Consider the following 26,587-nt stretch of genomic DNA (forward strand, 5'->3'; position numbering starts at 1 on the left):
CGGTCAGCCGACCGCGCGCACCGGGGTCTTGGGTGCGTCGCAATTGGCGTCGATGAATTCGAGCACCAGCGGGCGGATCCGGTTGCGCCAGCTTTTTCCGGCGAAGATGCCGTAATGTCCGGCGTCGGGTTCGAGGTAATTCGCCTTTTTGTGGTCGGGTAGGCCGGTGCAGAGATCGAGCGCCGCGACGCATTGGCCGGGGGCGGAAATGTCATCCTTTCCGCCTTCGACGGTCTTGACCGCGACGGTGGTGATCTTGCCGATATCGACCTGCTTGCCGTTCACGGTGAAGCGGTTCTGGGCGATTTCCAGACCCTTGAAGATGCGTTCGACGGTGGAGAGGTAGAATTCCGCCGTCATGTCCATCACGGCGAGATATTCGTCATAGAACTTGTTGTGCTTGTCGTGGTCGCTGGCCGTGCCCTTGGCGACCCGCACGATCTGGTCGGAAAACGCCTTGGCGTGTTTTTCGGCGTTCATCGCCATGAAGGACGACAGCTGTTGCAGGCCCGGATAGACCAGACGCCCGGCGCCCGCGTATTTGAAGCCGACGCGCTGGATCACCATGCGTTCCAGTTGCCCCATCGTGACGCGGTTGCCGAAATCGGTGACATCGGTGGCCGCGGCATCGGGGTTGATCGGCCCGCCGATGAGGGTGAGCGTGCGGGGCTGCGCGCTGGGATCTTCCTCGGCGAGATAGGCGGTGGCGGCAAGGGCCAGCGGCGCGGGCTGGCAGACGGCGATGACATGGGTGTCGGGGCCGAGCGCGCGCAGGAAATCGACGAGGTAGAGGGTATAATCCTCGATGTCGAACTTGCCGGCGCTGACGGGAATGTCGCGCGCATTGTGCCAATCGGTGATGTGGACGTCACAATCGGGCAGCAAGCTGGTGACGGTCGAGCGCAGGAGCGTCGCGTAATGCCCGGACATGGGCGCAACCAGAAGAACCTTGCGGCCGGTCGGCGCGCGGCCGTTGACCTTGAACCGGATCAGGTCGCCGAAGGGGCGGGACACGACGGTTTCGACCGACACGGTATGATCGCGCCCGTCTTCGGCGGGAATGGAATAGATGCCCCAGTCCGGTTTGACGGACATACGGGCAAAGCTGCGTTCCGTGACCTCGCCCCAAGCGGCGGTCAGGCGGATCATCGGATTGGCGACCAATCCCAGCTGGGGATAGGAACACATCGCGCGCGCGGTCGAACCCATCCATTGATTCGTTACGCGCAGGGATTCCATGAGGTCATAGGTGAGCATGTAGCGCATCGGCGTCTCCTGCCTGAGAAACGGAGCTGGAGCACGGCCCCGGATCAAATCGTCGCTTTGCCCCCTCACCTCGGCATCGCTAGAGTGTAGGTGAACCATTGGAAGGGTAAAATCAAGGTGGCACGCGACGATGCAGAGGAGCCTGTGGCGGGCGAGACCCTTGACCGGCTGAACCAGAACCTTCGGCGGATCGAGGAATTGTCGGCGCGGCTGGTGGCCGCGTTGAGCGCGCGCAAGCCCGGAGATGCGGGCCTGTCGGGGCCGGGTCACGATCTCTACCTCAAGACCGGGATGGCCATGTGGCAGGAGATGCTGACCAATCCCGCCAAGATGATGGAACAGCAGGTGCAATACTGGGGGCAGGCCATGTCCCATTTCGCCGAGATCCAGAAGGAGCTGGCGCAGGGGCACATGGTGATCCAGTCCGACGACGACCTGCCCGAGGACAAGCGGTTTTCCAACCCGCTGTGGAAGACGCATCCCTATTTCAACCTGATCAAGCGCCAGTACCAGGTCACCGCGCAGGCGATGCAGAAGGCGGTTGACGAGTTGGAGGGATTGAGCCCGCGCGACAAGAAGCGGGTGGAATTCTTTGCGGGCCAGATCATCGACCTGTTCGCGCCGACCAATTACCTGGCCACGAACCCCGACGCGCTGGAAAAGGCGGTGGAGACCGAGGGCGAGAGCCTTGTGAAAGGGTTGGAGAACCTCGTCCATGATCTTGAGACGCGGCACGGGGAGATCTTGCCGACGCTGGCCGACCCCAAGGCGTTCCATGTCGGAGACAACCTTGCCACGGCCAAGGGATCGGTGGTGTTCCGCAACCACATGATCGAATTGATCCAGTATGCGCCGACCACCGACGAGGTGCATCAGACCCCACTGCTGATCTTTCCGCCGTGGATCAACAAGTACTACATCCTTGACCTGAAGCCGCAGAATTCGCTGATCCAGTGGATCGTCGATCAGGGCTACACGCTGTTCGTGGTCAGCTGGAAGAACCCCGATGCGAGCTATGCCGACACCGGGTTCGAGACCTATATCGAGGATGGCTACCTGACGGCCATCGACACGGTGTGCAAGATCACGGGCGAAAAACAGATCAACGCGGTCGGTTATTGCGTCGCGGGCACGACGCTGGCCCTGACGCTGGCGTTGAAGGCCAAGCGGGGGCAAGCCCGCGTCAAGTCGGCCACCTTTTTCACGACGCTGACGGATTTCACCGATCAGGGCGAGTTCACGCCCTTTCTGGACGATGATTTCGTCGATGCGATCGAACGGCAGGTAGACGAGGCGGGGTATCTGGACAGCTATTACATGTCCAAGACCTTTTCCTATTTGCGGGCCAAGGACCTGGTCTATGGGCCGGCCGTGCGCAGCTACATGATGGGCGAGCCGCCGCCAGCCTTCGACCTGTTGTTCTGGAACGGCGACAGCACGAACCTGCCGGGCAAGATGACGGTGCAATACCTGCGCGGCCTGTGCCAAGGGAATGGCTTTGCCGGTGACGGTTTCGACATTCTGGGCGAGCGGTTGCATCTGTCTGACGTGACGCTGCCGGTCTGCGCCATCGCCTGCGAGACCGACCATATCGCCGCGTGGAAGGACAGTTTCCGCGGCATGGTGCAGATGGGATCGAAGGACAAGACCTTCATCTTGTCGGAATCGGGCCATATCGCGGGCATCGTGAACCCGCCCACCAAGAAGAAATACGGCCATTGGCGCGGCCCCGAGCCGATCGGAACGCCTGCAGCCTGGAAGGAGGCCGCGACCTATCACGAAGGGTCGTGGTGGCCGTTCTGGGACCAATGGCTGGCCGGGCGGTCGGGGGCGATGGTGCCGGCGCGTGTGCCCGGGTCCGAGGCTTATCCGCCGCTGTGCGATTCGCCCGGAACTTACGTAAGGGAAATCCTCGAAGGGTGAGGGTTTCCCGACCGGCGGTCGCAAGCTTCTGATAAACGAGAATATCTTTCAGCCATGCTGCGCTGCAGCAAAAGGCTTGACATGCTGCGCCGCAGCATTCATATTCCTCGCAGATGCAGAAACCCCCGTGCCGGGGGAGCAACACTGGAGAAGATGACATGCCCGCCAAGACCACCGATTTCACCAAGACCATGACCGAAATGATGTCCGCTTTCCCCGTCGACATGACCGCGATGAACGACGCGTTCAAATCCTCGGCCGCGATGGGCGAGAAGATGTCGAAGGTGATGCTCGACGCTGCCGACAAGTCGACCGAGATCTCCTCGAAGTTCACCAAGGACACGATCGCCAAGCTGGCCGACGTGACCACCGTGAAGGCCGAGCCGACCGACTATTCCAAGGCGATGACCGATTTCGCATCGGCGCAGGCCGAAATGGCTGCAGAAACCATGGCCGCCTTCGCTGAAGTCGCCAAGAAGGTGCAGATGGAAACCGTCGAGCTGATGATGGCTGCCGGCAAGGAAGTGTCCGAAGAGGCAACTGCCGCCGTGAAGAAGGCAACCGCCGAAGTCACGACCGCTGCCAAGAAAGCCGCCGCGAAGTAATCGCAGCACCCCATTTCGTGCTGGTGTCCTCCCCACCGGCATGAATGCCAGAAGGGCGAGCCTCCTCCCGGCTCGCCCTTCGCGTTTTCTGCCCCTGCACAATAAATTTGCATTTCCCCGTCAACTGGCTAGGCTGCGGCGCACCGCGTCGTTTGAGGCCATTGCTGCGGCGCGCGAAGGAGGGCAGGGACCATGACGAAGGCGCGTCCGGACACAAGCGAGCCGTTGCTCATCAAGCGCTATGCAAGCCGCAGGCTGTATAACACCGAAACCTCCGATTACGTGACATTGGAAGATATCGCGGGGTTCATCCGCACGGGCCGCGAGGTCAAGATCGTCGACCTGAAATCGGGCGATGACCTGACCCGGCAATACCTGCTCCAGATCATCGCGGAACACGAGAGCCGGGGCGATACGATCCTGCCCATCGCCGTGCTGACCGATCTGGTGCGCAGCTACACGACGCAGGCGGGATCCGTGGTGCCCGATTTCCTGACCGTATCCTTCGAGATGCTGAAAAAGGGCCAGTCGAAGATGGTCGAGAACATGACCGCGATAAATCCGCTGTCCAAGATGCCCGGGTTCGAAGCGATGCGCGTGCAGCAAGAAGCTTTCATGAAGGCGATGACCGGCGGGCTGGGCACGCAATGGTCGGGCCCTGCCACCGAGGACGGCGCGGACGAGAGCGACGAAAGGTCGGCGGCGCAGGAGCTGGACGAGATCAAGCGGCAACTGGCCGAACTGCAATCCAAGCTCAGCAAGATGTGACACCATGCGCTGTGCCGGTTGGGTTGCGCCCTGCGTATTGGGGCTTTTGGTGCCGGTCTTGTCCGGCTGCGGGCTGTGGCAGGCCGTCTTCGGCCCGCGCGTGGCGGAGACCAGCGCGGAAGCTGCAGTCTACCGCGCGGCGATGGCGGATTTCTCGGATTGTGCCACGACCGATGATCTGGCGCTCAGGGCGGTGATCGCCGCGCGTCTGGATGAGGCTGCCGGACGGCTCAATGCGGTCACGCGGCCCACCGACCCCGATCATTTCTTCATGGCCGACCGGGTGAGCGCCGCGGCGCGCTATTGCGCCGAGGCGGCAGAGGGGTAGCGCCCCGGATATTCCAAAGAACACCCGGGGGTGTGGTCATGCCAAGGCGGCAAAGACCTGTTTGAGCGCCGCGTCGAGTTTTTCGAACATCTCGTCCATCTGCGCATCCGTCAGGGTGAAGGGTGGGCACAGCACGACGGATTGGCCGAGTGGGCGGCAGATCAGCCCGTGATCGGTGCAGGTGTTGGCGATGCGTTCGCTGACCGACAGCTTGCCGTCGAAGGGCACCTTGCCGTCGCGGTCGCGCACGGCTTCGAGGGCCCACATGTAGCCGATGCCGCGGAGTTCACCGATATTGGGATGCTTGGCGATTTCGGCCAAGCCCGCCTCCATCCGTGGCGCGCCTTCGCGTACGCGGTCGAGAAGCCCCTCGTTCAGCACAACGTCGATGGCCTTGAGCGCCACGGCGCAGCCGACGGGGTGGCCGGAGGCGGTGAAGCCGTGGGGGAATTCCTCGATCGGGTCGATGGCGGCCTGAAGGCGGTCGGTCATCTCGGGGCCGAGGATGACGGCGCCCATGGGGAAATAGCCCGCCGTCAGCGCCTTGGAGGAGATGATCGCGTCGGGGATGAAATCATAGGTCTGGCAGCCCCAGACATTGCCGGTGCGACCGAAGCCGCAGATCACCTCGTCCGCGATAAGCGGGATGCCGTGTTTCTTGAGGATCGGTTGGATCGCCTGGAAATAGCCCGCGCTGGGCGGGATGACGCCGCCCGCGCCCATCACCGGTTCGGCGAAGAAGCCCGCGATCGTGTCGGCGCCTTCGCGGGCGATGACATCTTCGAGTTCCTGCGCGAGGCGGGTGGTGAATTCGGCCTCCGTCTCGCCGGCCTCGCCGTAGCGCCAGTAATGCGGGCAGGTCAGGTGGATGAAGCCCGGCAGGGGCAGGCCGAAGACGGAATTGTAGGGTTTGCCGGTCATCGAGGCCGAGATGGCCGTGACGCCGTGATAGCCGTTCCAGCGGGTCAGGATCTTGGTCGCCTGTGGGCGATCCTCGGCCCGGTTCATGAACCACAGCATCTTGACCATGGTGTCGTTCGCCTCGGACCCGGAGTTGGTGTAGAACACCTTGCCGCGGGAGAAGGGCGAGACCTCGATCAGTTTTTCGGAGAGGGCGACGGTCTGGTCGGACATCCGCCCGAAAAACGCGTGATAGCCGGGGAAACGGTCGTATTGCGCCTTGGCGGCTTCGGCCAGCCCCTTGTGGTCGAAGCCCGCGACCATGTTCCAGAGGCCCGAGTTGCTGTCGAGGTAGCGCTTGCCGTTGGTGTCGACGATATAGGGGCCTTCGCCATGGGTGATGACGACGGTGCCCCGTTCCTGCACCGAGGGCAGATCGGTGAAGCCGTAGAGCGAATAGGCCTCGGCGCGGGCTTCCCATGAATTCGGGGCGTGATCCTTCATGATCGTCTCCTGTGATCGGTCTGGGCACAGGCTAGCCGGGCGGGCGGGCCGCCGCAATCGGGCTGGGCGAAATGCCAAGGCCCGGCGACGGTGCGCCGGGCCTTTTGCAGGTGTTTCGTCGGATCGCCCGTGGATCAGGTGCCGTAGGCGCGGGTTTCGCCCTTCACATCCTCGGCTGCGGCGGTCAGCGCATCGGCGATGAAGTCAAGTTCCGCCTTGGTCAGACGCACGGGCAGGCGCACGTCGCAGGCGCGCATCAGCATGGCCCGCGTGCGCGGCAGGTCGGGCCTGTCGCCGGGGATGAACTGCCAGTTCCAGAAGGCGCGGGCATTGTCGGAGGACAAGCCGAAGATCTGCACCTTGACCCCGCGCGCCTCGGCCGCCGAAGCAAAGGCCTTTGCCTCGGCGTCGGTGTCGAAGCCTACGAGGTTGAACTGGATCGAGTCGGGTGCGCGATCCTCGGGGGCGAGCGGCGGGGGCACGTCGAGCCAGGGCGAGGCGTTCAGGAGACCTGCCACGTAATCGTGGTTTTTGAGCCCGTCGCGGACCCGGCGGGCAAGCTCCGGGATCTGTGGGCGGATCACGGCGGCGGAGAGGTTCTGGAGCCGCATGTTGTAGAGCGGCAGTTGGTTCTGCCAGCGGGCGAAGGCCATGGCCAGTTCGGGGTCGTTCTGCCCCTCGGGGCCCTTGTGCTTTTTCCAGTTGTGCTCATAGGCGCCCGACATGATGACCGCGCGGGCCACCAGATCGGCGTCATCGGTGATCAAGATGCCGCCTTCGCCCGCGTTGATCATCTTGTAGGACTGGAAGGAGAAGCAGCCCATCTTGCCGATGGTGCCGATCTTGCGGCCATGCCAGAGCGTGCCGAGCGAATGGGCCGCATCCTCGATCACGGGGATGCCGCGCGCATCGCAGAGCGCCATGATCGCATCCATGTCGGAGGTGTGGCCGCGCATGTGGCTGATGATGACCGCTTCGATGCTGTCGTCGAGCTTGGCCGCGAAATCATCCATGTCGATGCGGTAGTTTTCGCCCACCTCGACCAGGACGGGCTGGCAGAAGGCATGGACAACCGCCGAGGGAACGGCCGCGAAGGTGAAGGCGGGGACCAGCACCCGTGCGCCGGGTTGCAGATCGAGCGCGCGGAGCGCGAGGAAGATCGCGGCGGAGCAGGACGAGACGGCGAGCGCGTATTTCACGCCCATCATGTCCGCGAATTCGCGTTCCAGCAGGGCGACGGGCGCATCGGCGGGCGCGGTGTAGCGGAACAGGTCGCCCGATTGCAGCAGGCGGTCGATCTCGGCGCGGGCGGCGTCGGGGATCGGTTCGGCGTCATAGACGTTCGGGGCCGGGGCCTCAGACGCGAGAGCTGCCATGGTTTCACCTTTTCGAAATGTCTCTTTCAGGAATTCTTATCCTGTTACGGTAAGGGAATCCAGCATGACGTCACGGTGTCATCAAAATGTCGTGGAAACCGGCGGGTGCGGCACAAGGTGCGGGTGTCAGACGCCCAGACGGTCGCGCAGTGCATACCATGTCATGGCCAGCGTCAGGAGCGGCGCGCGCAAGCTGGTGCCGCCGGGGAATCGCGGGACGGGAAGGGCTGCGAGCGTGGTGAGCCCGTTTTCCTGCCCCATCACGGCTTCGGCCATGACACGGCCCGCCATGCCGGACAGGGCCACGCCATGTCCCGAAAAGCCCGCACCGGACAGGATGTTGGGGGCCGCGCGCACCACATGGGGCAGGCGCGTCATGGTGATGCCGAGCGAGCCGCCCCAGACATGGGAGATGCCCACGCCCGCAAGCTGCGGGAAAAGCTTTTCCATCCGCGCGACAAGGGCGGTGGAGATATCGCGCGGAAAGCCCAGCGAATAGCTTTCGCGGCCGCCGAAGAGGAACCGCCGGTCGGCGCTGAAGCGGTAGTAATTCACCACGAAGCGCGCGTCCGAGACGGCGATATCCTCGGCCAGCACGTCGTGCCAACGGTCGGGGATCGGGTCGGTCGCGGCGATGAAGGAATTGATCGGCATCACGCGGGCGTTCACCTGCGGCAAGATGTTGGGCAGGTAGCCGTTGCCCGCGATGATGGCATGGCCCGCCGTCACCTGACCGCGGGGCGTGGTGAGGGTCAGGCGGGGGCGGGTGACGATGGCGGTGACTTCGCTGAGTTCGTGGATGACCGCACCTGCCGCCTCGGCGGCGCGGGCCAGCGCGCGGGCATAGGCGAGCGGCTGGATATGGCCCGCGCTGCGGTCGAGCGTGCCGCCGACGTAGAGCGGCGATTTCACCAGATCGGCGAAGGCGTCGCGGCCCATCACCTCGATCGTGGTGTCGTAGTGGCGGGCCATGTGATCGGCCTCGAGCCGCGCCTCGGCCAGATCGAGGGCGCTGTATTCGCCATGGGCGACGCCGGGCCGGTAGGCGGCCTCGGGGGCGTGGGTCTCGCAGAATTGGCGAAGCTGGTCCTTGCCGGTTTCCGACAGGCTCCAGAGCGCGCGGGCGGGACCATTGCCCAGATGGGTTTCGAGCCAGCGCTGGGATTTGTTGAAGCCCGACTGCACCTGCCCGCCGTTCCGCCCCGAAGCGCCGAAGCCCACGCGATGCGCCTCGAGCACCACGACGCGCCGACCCGCGCGGGCGAGCGTCAGCGCGGCCCAGAGCCCGGTGAAGCCCGCGCCGAGGATGACGACATCGGCGGATACCGCCCCGGTGAGCGCCGGGCGGTCCGGCTCGGGCGGCAGGCTGGCGGCATACCAGCTGGGCGCATGTTCGCCGCGCCGGTCGTTGCGGTAGAGCGGGTTCATACGTTCAGAAGCAGGTGTTCACGTTCCCAAGGCGAGATCACCTGAAGAAACTCGTTGTGTTCCAGTTCCTTGACGGCGGAATAGACGCGGCAGAATTCCTCGCCCAGAACCTGCTGGATCGTGGTGTTGGCGCGCAGAAGGCCGAGCGCGTCGCCAAGGCCGCGCGGCACCCCGCTTTGCATCTGGTAGGCGTCGCCCGAGAAGGGATCGGAGGGGTCGGTCTGTTCCAGAAGGCCGACAAGGCCGCAGGCAAGCGAGGCGGCGATGCCGAGATAGGGGTTGCAATCCATCCCCGGCAGGCGGTTTTCCACACGCCGTGCGGAGGGTTCGGACACGGGCACGCGCAGGCCCGTGGTGCGGTTGTCGCGGCCCCATTCGAGGTTGATGGGCGCCGAGAAGTCGGGGACGTAGCGGCGGTAGCTGTTCACGTAAGGCGCGAGCAGGGCCACCACCGCTGGCAGGTTGCGCTGCATCCCGCCGATGAAATGCAGGAAGGCGGGCGTTTCGGAGCCATCCGCGTTGGAGAAGATGTTCTGCCCGGTTTTGATATCCACGACCGAATGGTGGATGTGCATGGCCGAGCCCGGTTCGCCTTCGATCGGTTTGGCCATGAAGGTGGCGTAGGTGTCGTGTTTCAGCGCCGCCTCGCGGATCATGCGCTTGAAAAAGAACATCTCGTCGGCCAGCCGGACGGGATCGCCGTGGCGCAGGTTTAGCTCGATCTGGCCTGCGCCGCCTTCTTGCAAGATGCCGTCGATTTCGAGGCCCATGACTTCCGCGAAATCATAGATGTCGTCGATCACCTTGCCGTATTCGTCGACCGCCGACATGGAATAGGCCTGACGCGCGGCGGCGCGGCGGCCCGAGCGGCCCATGGGGGGTTCGACCTCGCGGGCGGGGTCGGTGTTGGGGGCGACGAGGTAGAATTCCATCTCGGGGGCGACGATGGGTTCCCAGCCGCGCGCCTTGTAGAGATCGACCACACGTTTCAGGACGTTGCGGGGTGCGAAGGGGACCGGATCGCCCTTTTGGTCGTTGATGTCGTGGATCACCTGAAGCGTCGTGTCCGCCGTCCATGGCGCGGGGGTGGCGGTCGAGAAATCGGGCGTCAGGGTCATGTCGGGTTCGGTGAACCCGTCGGCGACCGCATCGGCCCAATCGCCGGTGATCGTCTGGAAGAAGATCGAATTGGGCAGGTAGAAGAAAGGCTGGCGGGCGAATTTGCCGCCCGGCATGGCCTTGCCCCGCGCGATGCCCGCGAGGTCGGCGACGATGCATTCGACCTCGTCTATGGCGCGGCCTTCGAGATAGCTGCGCGAGACCTCGGGCAGCTTGCCCAGAAGTTCGGCGACGGAATTGGAGCTCATGCGCTGGCCTTCGTGGCAAAGGGGATGCGGGTGGCCGGCGCGCCCTCGAGGACATCGGCGAGCCAGTCGGCGATCAGGCGGCTGTCGGTCGGCTGGCCCAAGGTGGCGCGCGCGCCGTCGACAAGATCGTCCGGCACGGTGGCGGAGCGGTGCGCGATCAATTCCTCGACCACGGAGGTGGGGAATTCGGGATGGGGTTGCACGGTCAGGATGCGGTCGCCATGGGCGAGGACCGCGTGGCGGGTGAAATCGTTCGAGCCGAGCACCGTGGCACCTGGGGGCAGGTCGACCACCTGATCCTGATGCCAGGCGTGGAGCGAGACGGGGCAACCGCCGACGGTGTAGTTGCGGTGTCCGACGGACCAGCCGCCGGAGAATTTCTCGACCCGGCCGCCGAGGGCCTGGGCGATGATCTGGTGGCCGAAGCAGATGCCGACCATGGGCCGCCCGGCATCGCGGATGGCGCGGATCAGATCCTCGAGCGGGGGGATCCAGGGATGATCTTCGTAGGCACCGTGGCGAGAGCCCGTGACCAGCCAGGCATCGGCGGCATCCGGGCCTTCGGGAAACTGCATGTCCACCACGGAAAAGGTCCGCAGGTCATAGCCGCGATGGGCGAAGAGGCGGCCGAAGAGATCGGTATAGGTGCCGTCGCGCGCGGCGACCTCCGGAGGGACATGGCCGGTTTGCAGGATGCCGAGGATCATGGGGTGCTCGTGTTCAAAGGATGCGGCCAAGCTATGCCTGCCTGCGGAACGGGGCAAGGGGGCGTGGGCGGGCGTCAGATCGAGTCGAGATAGAGTTCTTGCCGTTCCTCGGGGCCGAGCTCCGCCATGTAATGCAGTTCCTGCCGCTTGGTGGCGAGGAAATTGGCGATCAGGTCGGCGGGAAAGATGCGCGCGATCTCGGGGCTTTTGGCGAAGGCGTCGATGGCGGCGTCCCATGTGCGGGGGAGCTGTTCGAGATCCTTGTCATAGGCGTTGCCGGTGATCGGCGGGGGCGGTTCGGCCCCGTCCTCGATCCCGTTCAGTGCCGCGCCGAGGATGGCGGCGATCAGGAGATAGGGATTGATGTCGCCGCCCGCGACGCGGTGTTCGATCCGGCGCGCGGCGGGGTTGCCCGATGGGATGCGTAGCGCCGTGGTGCGGTTCTCGTAGGCCCAGGCGATGCCGGTGGGCGCATGGGCTCCGGGCACGAAGCGGTCGTAGCTGGTGGCATGGGGCGCGAGGATCAGCATGGAGCCGGGCATGGCCTGCAGACAGCCCGCCACCGCATGGCGCAGCGCGGTCGAGCCCTTGGCGGTGCCGTCGTCGAAGATGTTGCGCCCCTGATCGTCGAGGATGGAAAAATGCATGTGCAGCCCGCTGCCGGAGTAATCCGGATAGGGTTTGGCCATGAAGCTGGCGGCAAAGCCGTGGCGGCGGGCGAGGCCGTTGACCAGAAGCTTGAAAAACCACGCGTCATCGGCGGCCTTGAGCGCGTCGGGGGCGTGCATCAGGTTGATTTCGAACTGGCCCGGACCCGCCTCGGAAATCGTGGTATCGGCGGGAATGTCCATTTCCTCGCAGGCGTCGTAGAGCGCGGTGAAGAAGGCATCCCAAGCGTCGAGTTGGCGCAGCGCGAGGATTTCGGCCTGCTGGCGGCGCTTGCCCGAGCGGGGGCTGGGCGGCACGCGCAATTCGCGGCCCCGGTCGTCGATCAGGTAGAATTCCATCTCGGTGGCGACCACGGGGGTCAGGCCGCGCGCCTTGTAGCGGTCCACCACGCGGGCCAGCGCATGGCGCGGATCGCCCGCAAAGGGGCGGCCATCGTCATGGAACATCCAGATCGGCAGAAGCGCCGTTGGCGCGTCGATCCAGGGCATCGGCACGAAGCCGCGTTCTGTGGGCCGGAGCACGCCGTCGGGATCGCCTGCTTCGAAGACCAGCGGGCTGTCGTCGATATCCTCGCCCCAGATGTCGAGGTTGAGGACCGAGTAGGGAAAGCGCGTGCCTTCGTCGATCGCCTTTTGCGCGTAGCGGCGCGCTATGCGCTTGCCGCGCGGCTGGCCGTTGAGATCGGCGGCGGCGACGCGGATCGATTTGATCTCGGGGTTTTCGAACAGGTAGTCGCTCATCGGGTCACGCTCATCTGAAAACCTGGGGCCGGATGCGGAGCCGTGGCCTTTGGTTCTGTGGCAGGTGGCGGTTGAGACGCCGGTTGATCAGCCCGAAGAGCGCGATGATGCACAGCGTCAGGAGGACGAAATAGACGGCCACGATCGGGTAGGGCACGAAGGGGTTGAAGGTCCGGTCGGCAAAGTAATTGGCATAATACAGCGCGTCGCCGCGTTGCTGGAAGGCCGGAAAGCTGGAGAAGAAGACGAGGGCGGTCGCGTGGAAGAGGAAAATCGCCTCGTTCGTGTAGCTGGGCCAAGCGAGCCGCATCATGGTGGGGAATGTGATGCGGCGGAATTTCTTCCAGCCCGAGAGGCCGTAGGCATCGGCTGCTTCCAGATCGCCGCGGGGGATGGCGCGCAATGCGCCGTAGAAGATTTCCGCCGCATAGGCCGAGGTGTTGAAGAAGAGAACGATCAGCGCGCCCAGCCATGCGCGTGAGAACCAGCGGGTTTCGGCCGCGATCTCGACCCCCAAAAGGGTGAATTCGATACCGACGCGCGGCAGCATCACGAAGGCCTCGTAGGCCATGAAGAACTGGATGAAGAGGGGCGAGCCGCGGAAGATGAAGATGAACCATTCGGCGGGTTTGCGGATCAGGCGGGCGGGCTGGTTTTTCGCAACCGCGAGCGCCACGGCGAAGAAAAAGCCGAAGGTCAAGGCCAGAAGGCCGAAGTAGACGTTCCAGATAAGCCCCGAGCCGATCAGCACAGCCTGTTCGCAAAAGCCGATATCGGCGGTGGGCAGCATCCGTTCGCCCATCCCGAGCGAGCGGAGGGCATAGGCGTTGAAGGCTTCGACGCAGGTCATGCGGCGGCCTTTCGGAGCGCTTCGCCGCCCGCTGTCGCCTGCCCGCGGGAGAGGCGGATGGTGAGCCGCGCCAGAACGATTTCGGAAACCCGCGTGAAGGCGAGGTAGAAGACAAGGAGCGCAAGGAAGTACCAAAAGCGCCAGTCAGGGTGCGGGTATTGGTAGGCGGAGGTGCGCGATCCGCCCAGTTCGCGCGCCCAGTAGACGATATCCTCGATCCCGAGCAGGAACAGAAGCGGCGTGGCCTTGATCAGGATCATCCAGATATTTGACAGGCCCGGCAGCGCGTAGATCCACATTTGCGGCACCAGCACACGCCAGAAAACCTGACGGCGGGACATGCCATAGGCCTCGGCGGTTTCGAGCTGCGCGCGGGGCACGGCCTGCATCGCGCCGTATAGGACATTGCCGCAAAACGCGCCGAAGACGATGGCATAGGTGAAGACGGCAAGCGCGAAGCCGTAGATTTCATGGACCCATTGCGGGGCATTGCCGGATGGGGTGCGCGCCTCGGGGCAGACGAGGAAATTGGCGCCCTGCCGGATTTCCTCGGTCCAGTCGGGGCAGGTGACCTGATGGCGCAGGTATTCGATGGCCTGATCGAGGACGAGCACGAAGAAGAGGAAGAAGACGATGTCAGGAACGCCGCGCACCATGGCGGTGTAGATCTTTCCCAGCCAGCTGATGGGCAGGATGTGGCTGCGCGAGGCGGCGGCGGCGATGAAGCCGAAGGCCAGCGACGTGGGCGCGGTGACGGCCAAGAGCGCGAAGACGACGAGGAAGGATTGATAGAACAGGAAATGCGCGCCGTTGGTCAGATAGCAACTGAACCAGCGGAACGTGTCGAGGGTCGAGGGGTCGGTGCAGAAGGCGAACATCGGGGCCTTTGGCGTGCGGCGGGATCTTGGGGCTCTGCCCCCGGCCTTCGGCCTCCCCCGGAGTTTGCCTGCCAAGATGAAGCAGGGACCGAGGCAAGAGAGGGCGCGCGTTAACCTTGATGAAAGGTGAAGGGGGCGGGCCAGATTGGCCTGCCCCCCGGGATGTGATCAGAAGGTTGCGGCTTCGGGGCCGAACCATTCGAGGATCAGCGCGTTCAGCGTGCCGTCTTCCTTCATCGAGGTGATGGCCGCGTCGAAAGCTTCGAGACGTGCGTCGCCTTCGCGCAGCGCCATGCCGACGCCGCCGCCGAGCTGGACGGGTTCGCCCACGATCATCAGGTCGGCATCTTCGGCAGCGATCGGGATCAGGTAATCGCCATCGGCGAAGACGGCGTCGGCCTCGCCGTTGCGGACGGCGGCGACGGTTTCGTCAGGCGTGGCGAATTCGATCAGCGTGGCACCCGAGGCTGCGATATAGCCCGCCTGGATCGTGTTGGTCTGGGCCGCGACGACGGCACCTTCCAGCGTGAAATCCTCGGACATGCCGACGAAGAGGGATTCGGCGGGCGGGAAATAGGGCTGGGTGAAATCGACGATCTCTTCCCGCTCCTCGGTGATCGACATGCCGGCGATGATCGTGTCGTAATTGCCCGAGGTGAGGTTGGGGATGATGCTGTCCCAATCATTCGTCACCCATTCGCAGGTGAGGCCCGCGCGGGCGCAAAGTTCGTCGCCCACGACGCGCTCGAAGCCTGCGATTTCGCCGCTGTCATCGATGAAGTTGTACGGAGGGTAGGCGCCCTCGGTGCCCATGCGGACGACATCTTGCGCGGCGACAGCGCCGGCGGACAGGGCCAGGAGGCCGGCGGTGAGGATCAGGTGTTTCATGTTGGGTATCTCCCTGGTGTTGTTCTGGGTGGTCTTGCCTCAGGCCGCCTGCGAGTGGCTGAGGAATTGCTGGAGGCGCTCGGATGTCGGGGCGCCGAAAAGGGAGGCGGGCGGACCCTCCTCCTCGATCTTGCCTTGATGCAGGAAGATCGTGTGGGTCGAGAGGTCGCGCGCCATCCGCATGTCATGGGTGACGAGGATCATGGTGCGGCCCTCCTCGGCGAGGGCGCGGATGACGCGCACCACCTCTTGCTCGAGTTCGGGGTCGAGCGCGCTGGTCGGTTCGTCGAAGAGAAGCGCGCGGGGTTCCATGCAGAGCGCGCGGGCGATGGCGGCGCGCTGTTGCTGGCCGCCCGACAGCTGGGAGGGCCAGGCGTCGGCCTTGTCGGCGATGCCGACCTTGGCGAGATAGGCGCGGGCGCGCTCCTCCACCTCGTGTTTGGGCTGGCCCAGCACGGTCACCGGGGCCTCCATCACGTTTTGCAAGATGGTGAGGTGCGACCAGAGGTTGAACTGCTGGAACACCATGGAAAGGTTCGTGCGGATGCGGCGGACCTGTTCGGCATCGGCGGGGCGGCGGTGATGGCCCGTGCCTTTCCATCGGATGGGGTCGCCTTCGAAGAGGATCTCGCCCTGCTGGCTGTCCTCGAGCAGGTTGGCGCAGCGCAGGAGCGTGGATTTGCCCGAGCCGGAGGAGCCGATCAGCGACACGACATCGCCCGCCCGCGCCGTCAGGTCGACGCCGCGCAGCACTTCGAGCGCGCCGAAACTTTTGTGGAGGCCGGTGATCTGGATGACCGGCGGGGCAGCTGGCATACGGACGGATATCCCTCGTTGGTCTGCGGATTTGTGCCCAAGCATGGCGCAAATGCAACGGTCTTGTGCAGGGTGCCGCCGGGGAAGGCTGCGGTTTGCGACGAATTTGTGGGCGAATGGTCAGGGATTGGGCGGGATCGGGATGGCGCGATAGGCGACGGCGTCGATCGTCACGAAGCCCGCGAGGTCGAGAGCCGCCCGGGTTGCGGTGGGCAGGGCGGCGAGCGCCTCGGCCAGGGCGGCGCGGAGCGGGGCGGGGTCGCGGCCCCGCGCGGTGATGAGCGGAAGGCCGGGGGTGGGCGGCGTGCGCGCGATTTCGAGCGCGGGATCGGCCCCGTCGAAGCGGACGAGGTGACGCCATGTCTGGGCGTCTATGGCGGCAAGATCGGCATGGCCTTGGGCCAAGGCGCGGGCGGAGGCCGCATGGCTGCCCGTGATCGTGACCGGGCCGAGGATGAGCGCGCGGGCGGTGGCCCAAGCGTGGAGCGCGGCCCAACCCGATTGGCTGAGCGGATCGTTGACCGCGACGCGGGGGCGGTCGGGCAGGGCGGGATCGCGGGCGAGGATGACCGAATTGTAATGGCCGGGAGGACAGCCTGGCAGGGCGTAATCGGGCGTCGCGACGAGGGTGACCTGCGGGTGGAGGCGCGCGCGGAAGGGCAGGCCGCAGGTTTGGGCCAAGATAAGATCGGGGCTTTGCCAGATCTCCCACGGGTTGCGGTCGCGGGTCAGCGTGTCGGGGGCTTGGATGGCGCGGGCGCGCAGCGCGTCGCGGATTCCTGCCCAAAGCGCATCGGTTTCGGCCCGGAGTTCCGGGCGGTCATACATGGGCAGGGCGGCGATCACCGACCCGGACCTATGCGCCGGGGTGGCTGGCTTCGACGCGCTTGCGGGCGAGGTTGCTGTCGCGGTCGTTCACGCCGAGCATGGGCGCGATCATCCGCAGGAGCGAATCCTCTTCGCTGTCGCGGGTGCCGTCGGCCAGAACGATGAACCAGAGGGCCTCGATCACATGCAGGCGGTCTTCGTAGGGGACGCTGTCCTTGATCGCGCGGGTGAAGCGGACGGTGTCGGGGGCTTCGGCCTCGAGCGCCTCGGCCTCGGCGCGCAGCTGCTGCGCGTCGGGATCGGACAGGTCGTAGCGGTGGGCGAGAACCCGGTCGATGCGGGTTTTCTCGATGCCGGCGTAATCGCCATCGGCGCGTGCGATACGCACGAGGAGCGCCGCAAGCGCGAGGCGCGCGTCGTCATAGGGCAGCGGTTCGGGGTTCGGGGCCGTCAGGCGGCGCAGGAGATCGAAAACCATGGGTGGGATATAGACCGCCCGCAACGGGCTGCAAAGCCCACGTCAGGGAAGGCGGATCGTGCCGTTGGCGATGGGCACCGCATGGCCCGCGATGCGGATGGGGCCTAGCCTGCCGTCTTTGACCGTTGCGGTCAGGCGGATGTCGGAGGGGCGGCCCATCTCGACGCCCTGTTTCAGGTCTAGCGTGGTCGTGCCTTCGGGTAGGGCGCCGGTGGCGAGAAGCTGTGCCGCGAGGATGGCGCTGGCCGATCCCGTGGCTGGATCCTCGGGGATGCCGGCGGTGGGGGAGAACATGCGCGCGCGGTAGCCTGTGGCGGTCTGCGTGTAGAGGTAGGCGCTGTCGACATCGGCCGAGGTCATGAGGTCGGACCATGCGGGTTCCATCGGGCGCGCCGCGGCGAGCGTGGCAAGGTCGGTGACGGGGACGTAGAGAAAGGCAGGGCCGCCCTGCCAAACGCCGGGATCGGTCGGGCCGAGGTCGGTGGGCGCAAGGCCAAGGGCCGTTGCGATCAGGGGCAGGGGCGGTGTTGAGGCGTGGCGTTGCGGTGCTTTGGGCGCGGTGAATTCGGCGAGCGCCGCGCCGCCCTGCCGCGTGATCGTGACGGGTACGAGGCCGGCCTGTTCTTCGAGCGTGATGTCGGTTTCCGTCTCGCCCGCCAGATGCAGGGCGCAGCCGATGGTCGGGTGACCGGCGAAGGGGATTTCGGCGGTGGGAAAGAAGATGCGGACCTTGGCGGTATGGGCCGGATCTTCGGGGCGCTGGATGAAGAGTGTTTCGGACAGGTTGAATTGCCGTGCGATGGTCTGCATCTGCGCGGTCGTCAGGTCATCGGCCCCTTCGACGATGGCGAGCGGGTTGCCGGTGAAGGGCGTGGTCGTGAACACGTCGTAGATGTGGAAGCGAAGCATCGCGGCAATTCCTTGTCTTGCCGTCAAGCGGAGCATCCCGCGCGGTCGGTGACAAGGCCCGAATCCTTTGACAGGGGAACGCCTGCGCGCTATGAATTGAACAAGCGTTCAATTAATGGGAGGGTTGGCGCCATGTTCCTCGGGTCCATGACATTCGATCTGGGCGACGACGTGAATGCGCTGCGCGAGATGGTGCATCGCTTCGCGCAGGAGCGTATCAAGCCGCTGGCCGCAGAGACCGACCGCAGCAATGCCTTTCCCAACCAGCTGTGGCGCGAGTTGGGGGATCTGGGCCTGTTGGGGATCACGGTCGAGGAGGACTTCGGTGGCGCGGGGATGGGGTACCTTGCCCATACCGTGGCGGTGGAGGAGATCAGCCGCGTCTCGGCCTCGATCGGCCTCAGCTACGGGGCGCATTCCAACCTTTGCGTCAACCAGATCAAGCTGAACGGGACGGCCGAGCAAAAGGCGCGCTACCTGCCCAAGTTGGTTTCGGGTGAGCATGTCGGCGCCTTGGCCATGTCGGAGGCCGGCGCGGGATCGGACGTGGTGGGGATGCAGTTGCGCGCGGACAAGCGCAACGACCGCTACGTCCTGAACGGCACGAAATACTGGATCACCAACGGGCCTGATGCCGATACGCTGGTCGTTTATGCCAAGACGGACCCCGAGGCGGGATCGCGGGGGATCACGGCCTTCATCGTGGAAAAGACGATGAAGGGGTTTTCGACCAGTGCCCATTTCGACAAGCTGGGGATGCGTGGATCGAACACCGCCGAACTGGTGTTCGAGGATGTCGAGGTGCCCTTCGAGAATGTGCTGGGCGAGGAAGGGCGCGGCGTGCGCGTCCTGATGTCCGGCCTCGATTACGAGCGGGTCGTTCTGTCGGGTGTCAATATCGGGATCATGGCGGGCTGCATGGACGAGGTGATGCCCTACATGGTGGAACGCAAGCAGTTCGGGCAGCCGGTGGGCAATTTCCAGCTGATGCAGGGCAAGATCGCGGACATGTACACGGCGCTGAACACGGCGCGGGCCTATGCCTACGAGGTCGCCAAGGCCTGTGACCGGGGCCAGGTGACGCGGCAGGATGCGGCGGCCTGCGTGCTCTATGCTTCGGAAGAGGGGATGAAGGTCGCCCATCAGGCGGTGCAGGCGATGGGCGGTGCGGGGTTCCTGAACGACAGCCCCGTCAGCCGCATGTTCCGCGACGCCAAGCTGATGGAGATCGGCGCGGGCACCAGCGAGATCCGGCGGATGCTGGTGGGGCGCGAATTGATGGCGCTGATGGGCTGATGGGCCGGGGCGGGCACAGGCGGGGATCTGGCGGCATGCGGCGCGCGATCCTTGGGCCGTGGCCTGTCGTCGGGGTGGTTGGGGGCTCTGCCCCCGCGGCTATGCCGCTCCCCCGGAGTTTTCTTGCCAAGATGAAGGGGGGGCTGCGGGATGCGGTCCGGACCTTGGGCGGGCTGGCATGATGCGGGGCATCGCCCTGCCGCTGTCGGCGCTGGTGGCCGTGGCCGCGGCGCTGGGTCTATTGGTCGGGATGCGGGCCGTGCCGCCCACGGAAACCGAGATCATTCTGGAGGCTGCGGCTCGCTACGTGGCCGAAACGGGCGGGGCGGCGACCGAATGCGCGGGGCGGCCTGCGCCGGTTGCGGGGGTGCGGCTGGTCGTGACCTGCGGGGCGGATTGGGCGCTGGCGGTGGATGAGTGGGGGCGGCCCGTCGTCCTGCCTGCGGTGGAGCCGGGGACATGAGGGGCCTTGTGCTGATCGTGGCAATTGCCTGGGCCGGGCCGGTGGCGGCAGAGGATTTCGAGACCTGTTTTTCGCGCGCCATCGCGCATTTCGAGATGGGATTTGCCCGGACCGGCCCGGCCGCTGCCATTGAGGATTACGCATTGGTGACGCGGGACCGGGTGCATCATTGCGGGTCGCTGGCCATCGTGGCCTGCGATCGGGGCGAGGCGCCGCAGGCCTGCCAGAGGCAGCTTGCGTCCGAGCAGCGGGCGTTGCGTGACAGGGTTCTGGCAGGCTTGCCTGCGCCGGAGCAGGTGCCCGCGCCCGAGGTTCTGGCGGGGCTTTACCCGCAACTGTGGGACGTGGCGCACGGGTCCTCGGCGGGGGATGATTGCGCGGGGGCCGATGATCCGGTGGCGGCCTGGTGCGAGACGCATGAGGCGCGGTTGAAGCTGACCGAGGCGGTGGCGCTGTGGCAGGTCGCGCGGTTGATGGGTGTGGCGGGTGCGGCCGCGGATCTGGGTTGGGTCGCGGAGGCAATGCCGTTCCGGCCCGTGGCGCGGCCCGAGGGGGAGGGACGATGAGGCTCAAATCGCAATTCATCGCGGGATCTGAGGAGGCGCGGGCCAATCGGGCGGCGCATCTGGCTGCGCTGGCCGAGATCGCAGAGGCCGCGGAACTGGCGGCTTCGGGCGGCGGCGCGAAGGCGCGGGAGCGGCATGTGTCGCGCGGCAAGATGCTGCCGCGGGATCGGGTCGCGAACCTTCTCGACCCCGGTTCCCCGTTTCTCGAGGTCGGGGCGCTGGCCGGTCACGGGTTGTACGAGGGTGCCGCGCCCTGCGGCGGGGTGATCGCGGGCGTGGGCCTGGTCGAGGGGCGGCAGGTCATGGTCGTGTGTAATGATGCGACGGTGAAAGGCGGCACCTATTACCCGATCACCGTGAAAAAGCACCTGCGCGCGCAGGAGATCGCGGAAGAGAACCGGTTGCCTTGCGTCTATCTGGTGGACAGCGGCGGCGCGAACCTGCCCAACCAGGACGAGGTTTTTCCCGACCGGGATCATTTTGGACGCATTTTCTACAACCAGGCGCGGATGTCGGCCAAGGGGATCGCGCAGATCGCGGTCGTGATGGGGTCCTGCACCGCCGGTGGGGCCTATGTGCCCGCGATGTCGGATGTGTCGATCATCGTGAAGGAACAGGGCACGATTTTCCTGGCGGGACCGCCCTTGGTGAAGGCGGCGACGGGGGAGGTCGTGAGCGCCGAGGACCTTGGTGGCGGCGATGTGCATACGCGCCTGTCCGGGGTGGCGGATTACCTTGCCGAGGATGATGGGCATGCGCTGGCGCTGGCGCGCAGGGCCGTCAGGTCGTTGGGCGGGGGAGAGGTGGGCAGATTGCCGGCAGGGGTGGGCAGATTGCCCACCCTACGGGGTCGCGCGCCTGCTTATGATCCGGAGGAGTTGCTGGGGGTGGTGCCTGCGTCGCTGACCACGCCCTATGACATCCGCGAGGTGATCGCGCGGATCGTGGACGAGAGTTGGTTCGACGAGTTCAAGCCGCGCTTCGGCGAGAGCATCGTGACCGGCTTTGCGCAGGTCATGGGAATTGATGTCGGGATCGTCGCCAATAATGGCGTGCTGTTCTCGGAGAGTGCGCAGAAGGCGGCGCATTTCGTGGAATTGTGCTCGCAGCGGCGCATCCCCTTGGTGTTCTTGCAAAACATCACCGGCTTCATGGTGGGGCGCAAATACGAGAACGAAGGCATCGCGCGGCATGGGGCCAAGATGGTGACGGCGGTGGCCACGACCGCTGTGCCCAAGGTGACCATGTTGGTAGGGGGCAGTTTCGGGGCCGGGAATTACGGGATGGCGGGGCGCGCCTATAGCCCGCGGTTCCTGTGGTCCTGGCCCAATTCCCGCATCTCGGTGATGGGCGGGGCGCAGGCGGCGGGGGTGCTCGCCACCGTCAAGCGCGAGGCGATGGAGCGGGCCGGGCAGGATTGGCCGGCGGAGGCGGAAGCCGAATTCAAGCGCCCCACGATCGAGATGTTCGAGCGGCAGTCGCATCCGCTTTATGCCTCGGCACGGCTTTGGGATGACGGGGTGGTCGACCCGCGCAAATCGCGCGAGGTGTTGGGGCTTTCGCTTGCGGCGGCGTTGAATGCGCCGGTGGAGGAGACGCGCTTTGGCCTGTTCCGGATGTGACGGAGGGCTCGGGAGGGAGCGAGGGGCGCGGCCCCTCGCGCTCCCCGCCGTATTTTCGGGAAGATGAAGGGGATGGATCGGTGAGGGCTGGGTTATGTTTCGCAAGATCCTGATCGCGAACCGGGGCGAGATCGCTTGTCGCGTGATCGAGACCTGCCGCAAGATGGGGGTGGGGACGGTCGCCGTCTATTCCGATGCGGATGCGGGCGCACGCCATGTGGCGATGGCCGACGAGGCCGAGCGGATCGGCGGCCCCAAGCCATCCGACAGCTACCTGAGGGGGGATGCGATCATCGCCGCCGCCCGTGCGACGGGCGCGGAGGCGATCCATCCGGGCTACGGCTTTCTGTCGGAAAACCCCGATTTCGTGGAGGCGGTGGCGGCGGCGGGTCTGATCTTCATCGGGCCCTCGGCCAGCGCGATCCGGGCGATGGGCCTCAAGGATGCGGCCAAGGCGTTGATGGAGAAAGCGGGCGTTCCTGTCGTGCCGGGCTATCACGGAGCCAATCAGGACCCCGAGCATCTGGCGGGGGCGGCGGAGACCATCGGCTACCCGGTCTTGATCAAGGCCGTTGCCGGCGGTGGCGGCAAGGGGATGCGGCGGGTCGAGCGCGCTGAGGATTTCATGGATGCGCTGGAGAGTGCGAAGGGGGAGGCCGCGACGGCCTTTGGGAACGCGGCCGTGCTGATCGAGAAATACGTCGAGAAGCCGCGCCATATCGAGGTGCAGGTCTTTGGTGACGGCACGCGGGCGGTGCATCTGTTCGAGCGGGATTGTTCGCTGCAACGGCGGCACCAGAAGGTGATCGAGGAGGCCCCGGCCCCGGGCATGACGGACGCGATGCGCGCGGCCATGGGACAGGCCGCAGTGCGCGCGGCCGAGGCCATCGGCTATGCGGGCGCGGGCACGGTCGAGTTCATCGTGGACGGGTCACGCGGGCTGCGCCCGGATGGGTTCTGGTTCATGGAGATGAACACGCGGTTGCAGGTCGAACATCCCGTGACCGAGGCGATTACCGGGGTCGATCTGGTCGAATGGCAATTGCGGGTGGCCGCCGGCGCGGCGCTGCCCTGCGGGCAGGAGGATCTGGCGATCACGGGCCATGCCTTCGAGGCGCGGCTTTACGCCGAGGATGTGCCGAAAGGTTTCCTTCCCGCGACAGGGCGGTTGACGCATCTGCGGTTTCCCGAAGGTGCGCGGGCCGATACCGGCGTCAGGGCAGGCGACGAGATCTCGCCGTGGTACGATCCGATGATCGCCAAGATCATCGTGCATGGTCCGACGCGGGATGTGGCGCTGCGTAAGCTGGAACAGGCGCTGGCGCGGACCGAAGTGGCAGGGTCGGTGACGAACCTCGCCTTTTTGCGGCGTCTGGCGGGGCACAGTGATTTTGCCGCTGGCGATGTCGATACCGGGCTGATCGCGCGCGATCTGGAGGCATTGGCGGCCGTGCCTGTCGCGTCGTCGCGGATCATGGCCGTGGCGGCTTTGGCCGCGCTGGGACTAGATGCGGAGCAGGGGGCAGTTTCTGGCTTCACCCTTTGGGCGCCGCTGAGGCGGCAGGTGGTGCTGGACCATGAGGGGGAGGCCGTTCCGGCCGTCGTGGAGGTGCAGCCGGGCGGGCGGTTCCGGGTCGAGGTGGGCGACGCGGCCCACGAGGTGCTGCGCGAGGGCGCAAGGTGGCGCATCGACGGGGCCCCCATGTCCGCCGAGGTGGTCGTGACGGGGGGCGAGGCGATCGTCTTCGCAGGCGATGCCCATGGGTTCGAGATCGTCGATCCGCTGGCGGTTGCCGCTGGCGCGGGAGCAGCGTCGGGCGTGATCGAGGCCCCGATGCCGGGGCTGGTCAAGGCGATCTTCGTGGCACCCGGCGACAGGGTCGCGGTGGGCGACCGGCTGGCCGTTCTGGAAGCGATGAAGATGGAGCATTCCCTGACCGCGGGACGGGACGGATTGGTGGCGGAGGTTCCCGTCGCGGTCGGTGCGCAGGTCGAAGCGGGGGCGGCGTTGATCGTGCTGGCGGATGAGGAAGCGGAGGGCGGCGCATGATCGTGCTGCATCACGTGCCTTGGGGCCGGTCGTTCCGGGTACTTTGGCTCTTGTGCGAGATGGGAATGCCGCCTGACGAGATCATCCGCTACCGGATCGGGGATCGGGCGATGCGGGAGGCGGCGTTGATGGGCGTCTCGCCCGCAGGCCGCATCCCGGCGCTGGAGATCGACGGCATCACGATCTTCGAGAGTGGGGCCATCGTGCAATACCTGTGCGAGACGCGGGCGGGGCATGGGTTCGGGCGGTTGCCCGGCGATCCGGAGCGGGTCCGGTTCCTTGAAGCCATCGGATTTGCCGAAACGCAAGCGAGCCTGATCGAGCAGTTGAACCTGAACCACCTGTTCTTGCGGCCGCCGGCGAAGCCATCGCCCACTGTGGTCAAGCTCAACACGCTGAGGCTGGCGGACACGCTGCGCGCGCTGGAGGGGATGCTGGCGGGCGATTACCTTTTGCCCGCGGGGTTTTCGGGGGCGGATGCGATGCTGGGCTTCAACCTGTTCGCCGCGCCTTTCTATGTGCGGATGGAGCCTTATCCGAAGCTTCGGGCCTATTGGCAGAGGTTGCAGGCGCGGCCCGCGTTTCGGCAGGCGGCGGAGATCGAAGGGCCGCAGACCTTCTATGCGCGGGAGTTCTACGAGGTGCCGGCGGGTGGGTAAGGGCGTCGAGATCTTCGAAGTCGGCCCCCGCGACGGGTTGCAGAACGAGAAGCGGTTGATCCCGGCTGCCGAAAAGATCGCGCTGGTCGATGCCTTGTCGGCCTGTGGCTTTCGACGCATCGAGGTGACGAGTTTCGTGAGCCCCAGATGGGTGCCGCAGATGGCCGATGCGGCCGAGGTGATGGCGGGCATCGCGCGGGTGCCGGGGGTGCGCTACGCGGCCCTTGCGCCGAACCTGAAGGGGTTCGAGGCGTCGGTGGCGGCGGGTGTGGACGAGGTCGCCATTTTCGGTGCCGCCTCGGAAGGGTTCTCGAAAGCCAATATCAACGCGAGCATTGCCGAAAGCCTTGAGCGGTTCCGCCCGGTGGCGGAGGCGGCGCGCGCCATCGGCCTGCCTGTCCGGGGGTATGTGAGTTGTGTCACCGATTGCCCCTATGACGGGCCGGTGGCGCCCGGTGCGGTTGCGCGGGTCGCAGGCGCGCTGTTCGAGATGGGCTGTTACGAGGTGTCGCTGGGCGACACGATCGGCGCTGGGCGGCCCGAGAGCGTGGCGGCCATGCTGGCGGCGGTGACGGAGGTTGTGCCGGTGACGAAGCTTGCAGGGCATTTCCATGATACCGGCGGCAGGGCGCTTGCGAATATCGATGCGTCGCTGGAGGCCGGTGTGCGGGTTTTCGATGCCGCCGTGGGCGGTCTTGGCGGCTGTCCCTATGCGCCGGGGGCTGCGGGCAATGTCGCGACCGAGGCCGTGGCGCGGCATCTGGCGGCGCGCGGATACGAGACGGGGCTGGATCTGGCCGCCATCGAGGCGGCAGTGGCGATGGCACGGGGGATGCGCGATGGAAACGCTTGAGCTGCAGGTCGACGCGCGCGGTGTGGCTTGGCTGCGGCTGAACCGACCCGACAAGCACAACGCGATGGATGCCGCGATGATCGCGGAACTGACCGAGATGGCCGCGCGGTTGGGGCGCGATCCGGCGGTGCGGGTCGTGGTGTTGACGGGCAATGGGCGGTCGTTTTGTGCAGGCGGCGATCTGGGCTGGATGCAGGCGCAGATGGCCGCCGATGCCGCGACCCGCGCGCGGGAGGCCGGTGCCTTGGCCGCGATGCTCGGCGCGCTCGATGCGATGCCCAAGCCCCTGATCGGGCGGGTGCAGGGGCAGGCCTTTGGCGGCGGCGTGGGGTTGATGAGCGTTTGCGACGTGGCCATCGGGGTTTCAGGGACGAAGATCGGATTGACCGAGGTGCGGCTGGGCCTGATCCCCGCCACGATCGGTCCCTACGCGGTGGCCCGCATGGGGGCGGCGCGGGCGCGGCGGGTGTTTTTCTCGGGCCGTGTCTTTGACGCGGCGGAGGCGGTGGACCTGGGTTTGCTGGCGCGCGTTGTGACGGCGGAGGATCTGGACGCGGCCATCGAGGCCGAGATCGCGCCCTATCTGGTGGCGGCCCCGGGTGCCGTGGCAGAAGGAAAACGGCTGGTCGCGGATCTGGCGGGCGGGGCGGATGCGGCGCAGGTGGCGATGAGCATCGAGGCGCTGGTGGCGCGCTGGGAAAGCGCCGAAAGCGCCGAAGGCATCGCCGCGTTTTTCGAGAAGCGGAAAGCGCGTTGGGTGGAATGAAAGCCTGCGAATTTTCTGATGAAAATTTGGGGGGCTCTGCCCCCGGCTTGCAGCCTCCCCCGGAGTTTTTGGGCCAAGATGAAG

The 26,587-nt window shown here is 65.9% G+C and carries 26 protein-coding genes; 12 read left to right on the top strand and 14 right to left on the bottom strand.

From position 1 onward, the window contains the following. Positions 1-3: 3 nt before the first annotated feature. Complete coding sequence (phaZ, locus tag QQK63_RS12020; protein ID WP_277824289.1) at positions 4-1,266, bottom strand: polyhydroxyalkanoate depolymerase; 1,263 nt, start codon at positions 1,264-1,266, stop codon at positions 4-6. A 117-nt stretch (positions 1,267-1,383) separates the two neighbouring features. On the opposite strand from phaZ, the gene QQK63_RS12025 reads away from it, so the two are divergent. The 4 genes from QQK63_RS12025 (at position 1,384) to QQK63_RS12040 (ending at position 4,890) form a co-directional block, all read left to right on the top strand. Next, positions 1,384-3,189, top strand: coding sequence for a PHA/PHB synthase family protein (locus QQK63_RS12025; protein WP_277824288.1), 1,806 nt, complete (start codon positions 1,384-1,386; stop codon positions 3,187-3,189). A gap of 158 nt (positions 3,190-3,347) precedes the next feature. Then, positions 3,348-3,794, top strand: coding sequence for a Phasin (locus tag QQK63_RS12030; protein ID WP_277824286.1), 447 nt, complete (start codon positions 3,348-3,350; stop codon positions 3,792-3,794). 192 nt (positions 3,795-3,986) lie between these two features. Then, positions 3,987-4,562 carry a polyhydroxyalkanoate synthesis repressor PhaR gene (phaR, locus tag QQK63_RS12035; RefSeq protein ID WP_277824283.1) on the top strand — a complete coding sequence of 192 codons (576 nt, stop codon included), beginning with the start codon at positions 3,987-3,989 and terminating at the stop codon, positions 4,560-4,562. Positions 4,563-4,566: 4 nt separating this feature from the next. Next, positions 4,567-4,890 (top strand): hypothetical protein, encoded by a 324-nt coding sequence (locus QQK63_RS12040; protein ID WP_277824281.1) that lies wholly within the window; start codon positions 4,567-4,569, stop codon positions 4,888-4,890. Positions 4,891-4,926: 36 nt separating this feature from the next. Here QQK63_RS12040 and QQK63_RS12045 read toward each other — a convergent pair whose 3' ends face one another. From QQK63_RS12045 to QQK63_RS12105, 13 genes are all read right to left on the bottom strand, one after another. Further along, positions 4,927-6,294, bottom strand: coding sequence for an aminotransferase (locus QQK63_RS12045; protein ID WP_277824279.1), 1,368 nt, complete (start codon positions 6,292-6,294; stop codon positions 4,927-4,929). A 134-nt stretch (positions 6,295-6,428) separates the two neighbouring features. Then, positions 6,429-7,670 carry a DegT/DnrJ/EryC1/StrS family aminotransferase gene (locus tag QQK63_RS12050; protein WP_277824277.1) on the bottom strand — a complete coding sequence of 414 codons (1,242 nt, stop codon included), beginning with the start codon at positions 7,668-7,670 and terminating at the stop codon, positions 6,429-6,431. A 126-nt stretch (positions 7,671-7,796) separates the two neighbouring features. Then, positions 7,797-9,098: an NAD(P)/FAD-dependent oxidoreductase gene (locus tag QQK63_RS12055; RefSeq protein WP_277824275.1), complete on the bottom strand. Its 1,302-nt coding sequence runs from the start codon at positions 9,096-9,098 to the stop codon at positions 7,797-7,799. Continuing rightward, positions 9,095-10,465, bottom strand: coding sequence for a glutamine synthetase family protein (locus QQK63_RS12060; RefSeq protein WP_277824273.1), 1,371 nt, complete (start codon positions 10,463-10,465; stop codon positions 9,095-9,097). Before QQK63_RS12060 ends, QQK63_RS12055 begins: the two co-directional genes overlap by 4 nt. Further along, the gene (locus QQK63_RS12065; RefSeq protein WP_277824271.1) at positions 10,462-11,172 is read right to left on the bottom strand and encodes a type 1 glutamine amidotransferase; all 711 of its coding nucleotides are present in this window, start codon (positions 11,170-11,172) and stop codon (positions 10,462-10,464) included. The genes QQK63_RS12060 and QQK63_RS12065 overlap by 4 nt, the downstream gene beginning before the upstream one ends. A 74-nt stretch (positions 11,173-11,246) precedes the next feature. After that, entirely contained in the window at positions 11,247-12,581 is a 1,335-nt protein-coding gene (locus tag QQK63_RS12070; RefSeq protein WP_277824269.1) for a glutamine synthetase family protein, read from the bottom strand. Between the two features lie 10 nt (positions 12,582-12,591). Next, positions 12,592-13,431: an ABC transporter permease gene (locus tag QQK63_RS12075; protein WP_277824267.1), complete on the bottom strand. Its 840-nt coding sequence runs from the start codon at positions 13,429-13,431 to the stop codon at positions 12,592-12,594. Continuing rightward, positions 13,428-14,309 carry an ABC transporter permease gene (locus tag QQK63_RS12080; protein ID WP_277824265.1) on the bottom strand — a complete coding sequence of 294 codons (882 nt, stop codon included), beginning with the start codon at positions 14,307-14,309 and terminating at the stop codon, positions 13,428-13,430. The genes QQK63_RS12075 and QQK63_RS12080 overlap by 4 nt, the downstream gene beginning before the upstream one ends. 168 nt (positions 14,310-14,477) lie before the next feature. After that, positions 14,478-15,197, bottom strand: a complete 720-nt coding sequence (locus tag QQK63_RS12085) for a transporter substrate-binding domain-containing protein (protein ID WP_277824263.1) — start codon at positions 15,195-15,197, stop codon at positions 14,478-14,480. A 39-nt stretch (positions 15,198-15,236) separates the two neighbouring features. Further along, positions 15,237-16,013 (bottom strand): ABC transporter ATP-binding protein, encoded by a 777-nt coding sequence (locus tag QQK63_RS12090; RefSeq protein ID WP_277824262.1) that lies wholly within the window; start codon positions 16,011-16,013, stop codon positions 15,237-15,239. 120 nt (positions 16,014-16,133) lie between these two features. Continuing rightward, positions 16,134-16,859 carry a phosphate/phosphite/phosphonate ABC transporter substrate-binding protein gene (locus QQK63_RS12095; RefSeq protein ID WP_277824260.1) on the bottom strand — a complete coding sequence of 242 codons (726 nt, stop codon included), beginning with the start codon at positions 16,857-16,859 and terminating at the stop codon, positions 16,134-16,136. Between the two features lie 10 nt (positions 16,860-16,869). After that, positions 16,870-17,319, bottom strand: a complete 450-nt coding sequence (locus tag QQK63_RS12100; protein WP_277824258.1) for a tellurite resistance TerB family protein — start codon at positions 17,317-17,319, stop codon at positions 16,870-16,872. A gap of 42 nt (positions 17,320-17,361) precedes the next feature. Continuing rightward, positions 17,362-18,228, bottom strand: coding sequence for a PhzF family phenazine biosynthesis protein (locus tag QQK63_RS12105; protein WP_277824255.1), 867 nt, complete (start codon positions 18,226-18,228; stop codon positions 17,362-17,364). A 132-nt stretch (positions 18,229-18,360) separates the two neighbouring features. Between QQK63_RS12105 and QQK63_RS12110 the strand changes: the two genes are divergently transcribed. From QQK63_RS12110 to QQK63_RS12145, 8 genes are all read left to right on the top strand, one after another. Beyond that, complete coding sequence (locus QQK63_RS12110; RefSeq protein WP_277824253.1) at positions 18,361-19,524, top strand: isovaleryl-CoA dehydrogenase; 1,164 nt, start codon at positions 18,361-18,363, stop codon at positions 19,522-19,524. 178 nt (positions 19,525-19,702) lie between these two features. Beyond that, entirely contained in the window at positions 19,703-19,987 is a 285-nt protein-coding gene (locus QQK63_RS12115; protein ID WP_277824251.1) for a hypothetical protein, read from the top strand. After that, positions 19,984-20,553: a hypothetical protein gene (locus QQK63_RS12120; RefSeq protein WP_277824249.1), complete on the top strand. Its 570-nt coding sequence runs from the start codon at positions 19,984-19,986 to the stop codon at positions 20,551-20,553. The genes QQK63_RS12115 and QQK63_RS12120 overlap by 4 nt, the downstream gene beginning before the upstream one ends. Next, the gene (locus tag QQK63_RS12125) at positions 20,550-22,175 is read left to right on the top strand and encodes a carboxyl transferase domain-containing protein (protein ID WP_277824247.1); all 1,626 of its coding nucleotides are present in this window, start codon (positions 20,550-20,552) and stop codon (positions 22,173-22,175) included. The genes QQK63_RS12120 and QQK63_RS12125 overlap by 4 nt, the downstream gene beginning before the upstream one ends. Positions 22,176-22,269: 94 nt before the next feature. Beyond that, positions 22,270-24,225 (top strand): ATP-binding protein, encoded by a 1,956-nt coding sequence (locus QQK63_RS12130; protein ID WP_277824245.1) that lies wholly within the window; start codon positions 22,270-22,272, stop codon positions 24,223-24,225. Then, positions 24,222-24,884 (top strand): glutathione S-transferase family protein, encoded by a 663-nt coding sequence (locus tag QQK63_RS12135; RefSeq protein WP_277824243.1) that lies wholly within the window; start codon positions 24,222-24,224, stop codon positions 24,882-24,884. Before QQK63_RS12130 ends, QQK63_RS12135 begins: the two co-directional genes overlap by 4 nt. Next, entirely contained in the window at positions 24,877-25,737 is an 861-nt protein-coding gene (locus tag QQK63_RS12140) for a hydroxymethylglutaryl-CoA lyase (RefSeq protein ID WP_277824240.1), read from the top strand. Before QQK63_RS12135 ends, QQK63_RS12140 begins: the two co-directional genes overlap by 8 nt. Continuing rightward, positions 25,724-26,503 carry a crotonase/enoyl-CoA hydratase family protein gene (locus tag QQK63_RS12145; RefSeq protein ID WP_277824238.1) on the top strand — a complete coding sequence of 260 codons (780 nt, stop codon included), beginning with the start codon at positions 25,724-25,726 and terminating at the stop codon, positions 26,501-26,503. The genes QQK63_RS12140 and QQK63_RS12145 overlap by 14 nt, the downstream gene beginning before the upstream one ends. The last annotated feature ends 84 nt before the right edge of the window (positions 26,504-26,587 follow it).

Source organism: Roseicyclus marinus (assembly GCF_030163795.1).
Taxonomy (GTDB): Bacteria; Pseudomonadota; Alphaproteobacteria; order Rhodobacterales; family Rhodobacteraceae; genus Roseicyclus; species Roseicyclus marinus.

Excerpts from the sequence above, each read along its gene's own strand:
- QQK63_RS12090 (WP_277824262.1), bottom strand. The coding sequence starts at position 16,013 with ATGCCAGCTGCCCCGCCGGTCATCCAGATCACCGGCCTCCACAAAAGT.
- QQK63_RS12055 (WP_277824275.1), bottom strand. The coding sequence starts at position 9,098 with ATGAACCCGCTCTACCGCAACGACCGGCGCGGCGAACATGCGCCCAGC.
- QQK63_RS12065 (WP_277824271.1), bottom strand. The coding sequence starts at position 11,172 with ATGATCCTCGGCATCCTGCAAACCGGCCATGTCCCTCCGGAGGTCGCC.
- QQK63_RS12060 (WP_277824273.1), bottom strand. The coding sequence starts at position 10,465 with ATGAGCTCCAATTCCGTCGCCGAACTTCTGGGCAAGCTGCCCGAGGTC.
- QQK63_RS12115 (WP_277824251.1), top strand. The coding sequence starts at position 19,703 with ATGATGCGGGGCATCGCCCTGCCGCTGTCGGCGCTGGTGGCCGTGGCC.
- QQK63_RS12080 (WP_277824265.1), bottom strand. The coding sequence starts at position 14,309 with ATGTTCGCCTTCTGCACCGACCCCTCGACCCTCGACACGTTCCGCTGG.
- QQK63_RS12130 (WP_277824245.1), top strand. The coding sequence starts at position 22,270 with ATGTTTCGCAAGATCCTGATCGCGAACCGGGGCGAGATCGCTTGTCGC.
- phaZ (WP_277824289.1), bottom strand. The coding sequence starts at position 1,266 with ATGCGCTACATGCTCACCTATGACCTCATGGAATCCCTGCGCGTAACG.
- QQK63_RS12145 (WP_277824238.1), top strand. The coding sequence starts at position 25,724 with ATGGAAACGCTTGAGCTGCAGGTCGACGCGCGCGGTGTGGCTTGGCTG.
- QQK63_RS12125 (WP_277824247.1), top strand. The coding sequence starts at position 20,550 with ATGAGGCTCAAATCGCAATTCATCGCGGGATCTGAGGAGGCGCGGGCC.
- QQK63_RS12040 (WP_277824281.1), top strand. The coding sequence starts at position 4,567 with ATGCGCTGTGCCGGTTGGGTTGCGCCCTGCGTATTGGGGCTTTTGGTG.
- QQK63_RS12100 (WP_277824258.1), bottom strand. The coding sequence starts at position 17,319 with ATGGTTTTCGATCTCCTGCGCCGCCTGACGGCCCCGAACCCCGAACCG.
- QQK63_RS12075 (WP_277824267.1), bottom strand. The coding sequence starts at position 13,431 with ATGACCTGCGTCGAAGCCTTCAACGCCTATGCCCTCCGCTCGCTCGGG.
- QQK63_RS12030 (WP_277824286.1), top strand. The coding sequence starts at position 3,348 with ATGCCCGCCAAGACCACCGATTTCACCAAGACCATGACCGAAATGATG.
- QQK63_RS12085 (WP_277824263.1), bottom strand. The coding sequence starts at position 15,197 with ATGAAACACCTGATCCTCACCGCCGGCCTCCTGGCCCTGTCCGCCGGC.
- QQK63_RS12070 (WP_277824269.1), bottom strand. The coding sequence starts at position 12,581 with ATGAGCGACTACCTGTTCGAAAACCCCGAGATCAAATCGATCCGCGTC.
- QQK63_RS12050 (WP_277824277.1), bottom strand. The coding sequence starts at position 7,670 with ATGGCAGCTCTCGCGTCTGAGGCCCCGGCCCCGAACGTCTATGACGCC.
- QQK63_RS12135 (WP_277824243.1), top strand. The coding sequence starts at position 24,222 with ATGATCGTGCTGCATCACGTGCCTTGGGGCCGGTCGTTCCGGGTACTT.
- QQK63_RS12120 (WP_277824249.1), top strand. The coding sequence starts at position 19,984 with ATGAGGGGCCTTGTGCTGATCGTGGCAATTGCCTGGGCCGGGCCGGTG.
- QQK63_RS12110 (WP_277824253.1), top strand. The coding sequence starts at position 18,361 with ATGTTCCTCGGGTCCATGACATTCGATCTGGGCGACGACGTGAATGCG.
- QQK63_RS12105 (WP_277824255.1), bottom strand. The coding sequence starts at position 18,228 with ATGCTTCGCTTCCACATCTACGACGTGTTCACGACCACGCCCTTCACC.
- phaR (WP_277824283.1), top strand. The coding sequence starts at position 3,987 with ATGACGAAGGCGCGTCCGGACACAAGCGAGCCGTTGCTCATCAAGCGC.
- QQK63_RS12045 (WP_277824279.1), bottom strand. The coding sequence starts at position 6,294 with ATGAAGGATCACGCCCCGAATTCATGGGAAGCCCGCGCCGAGGCCTAT.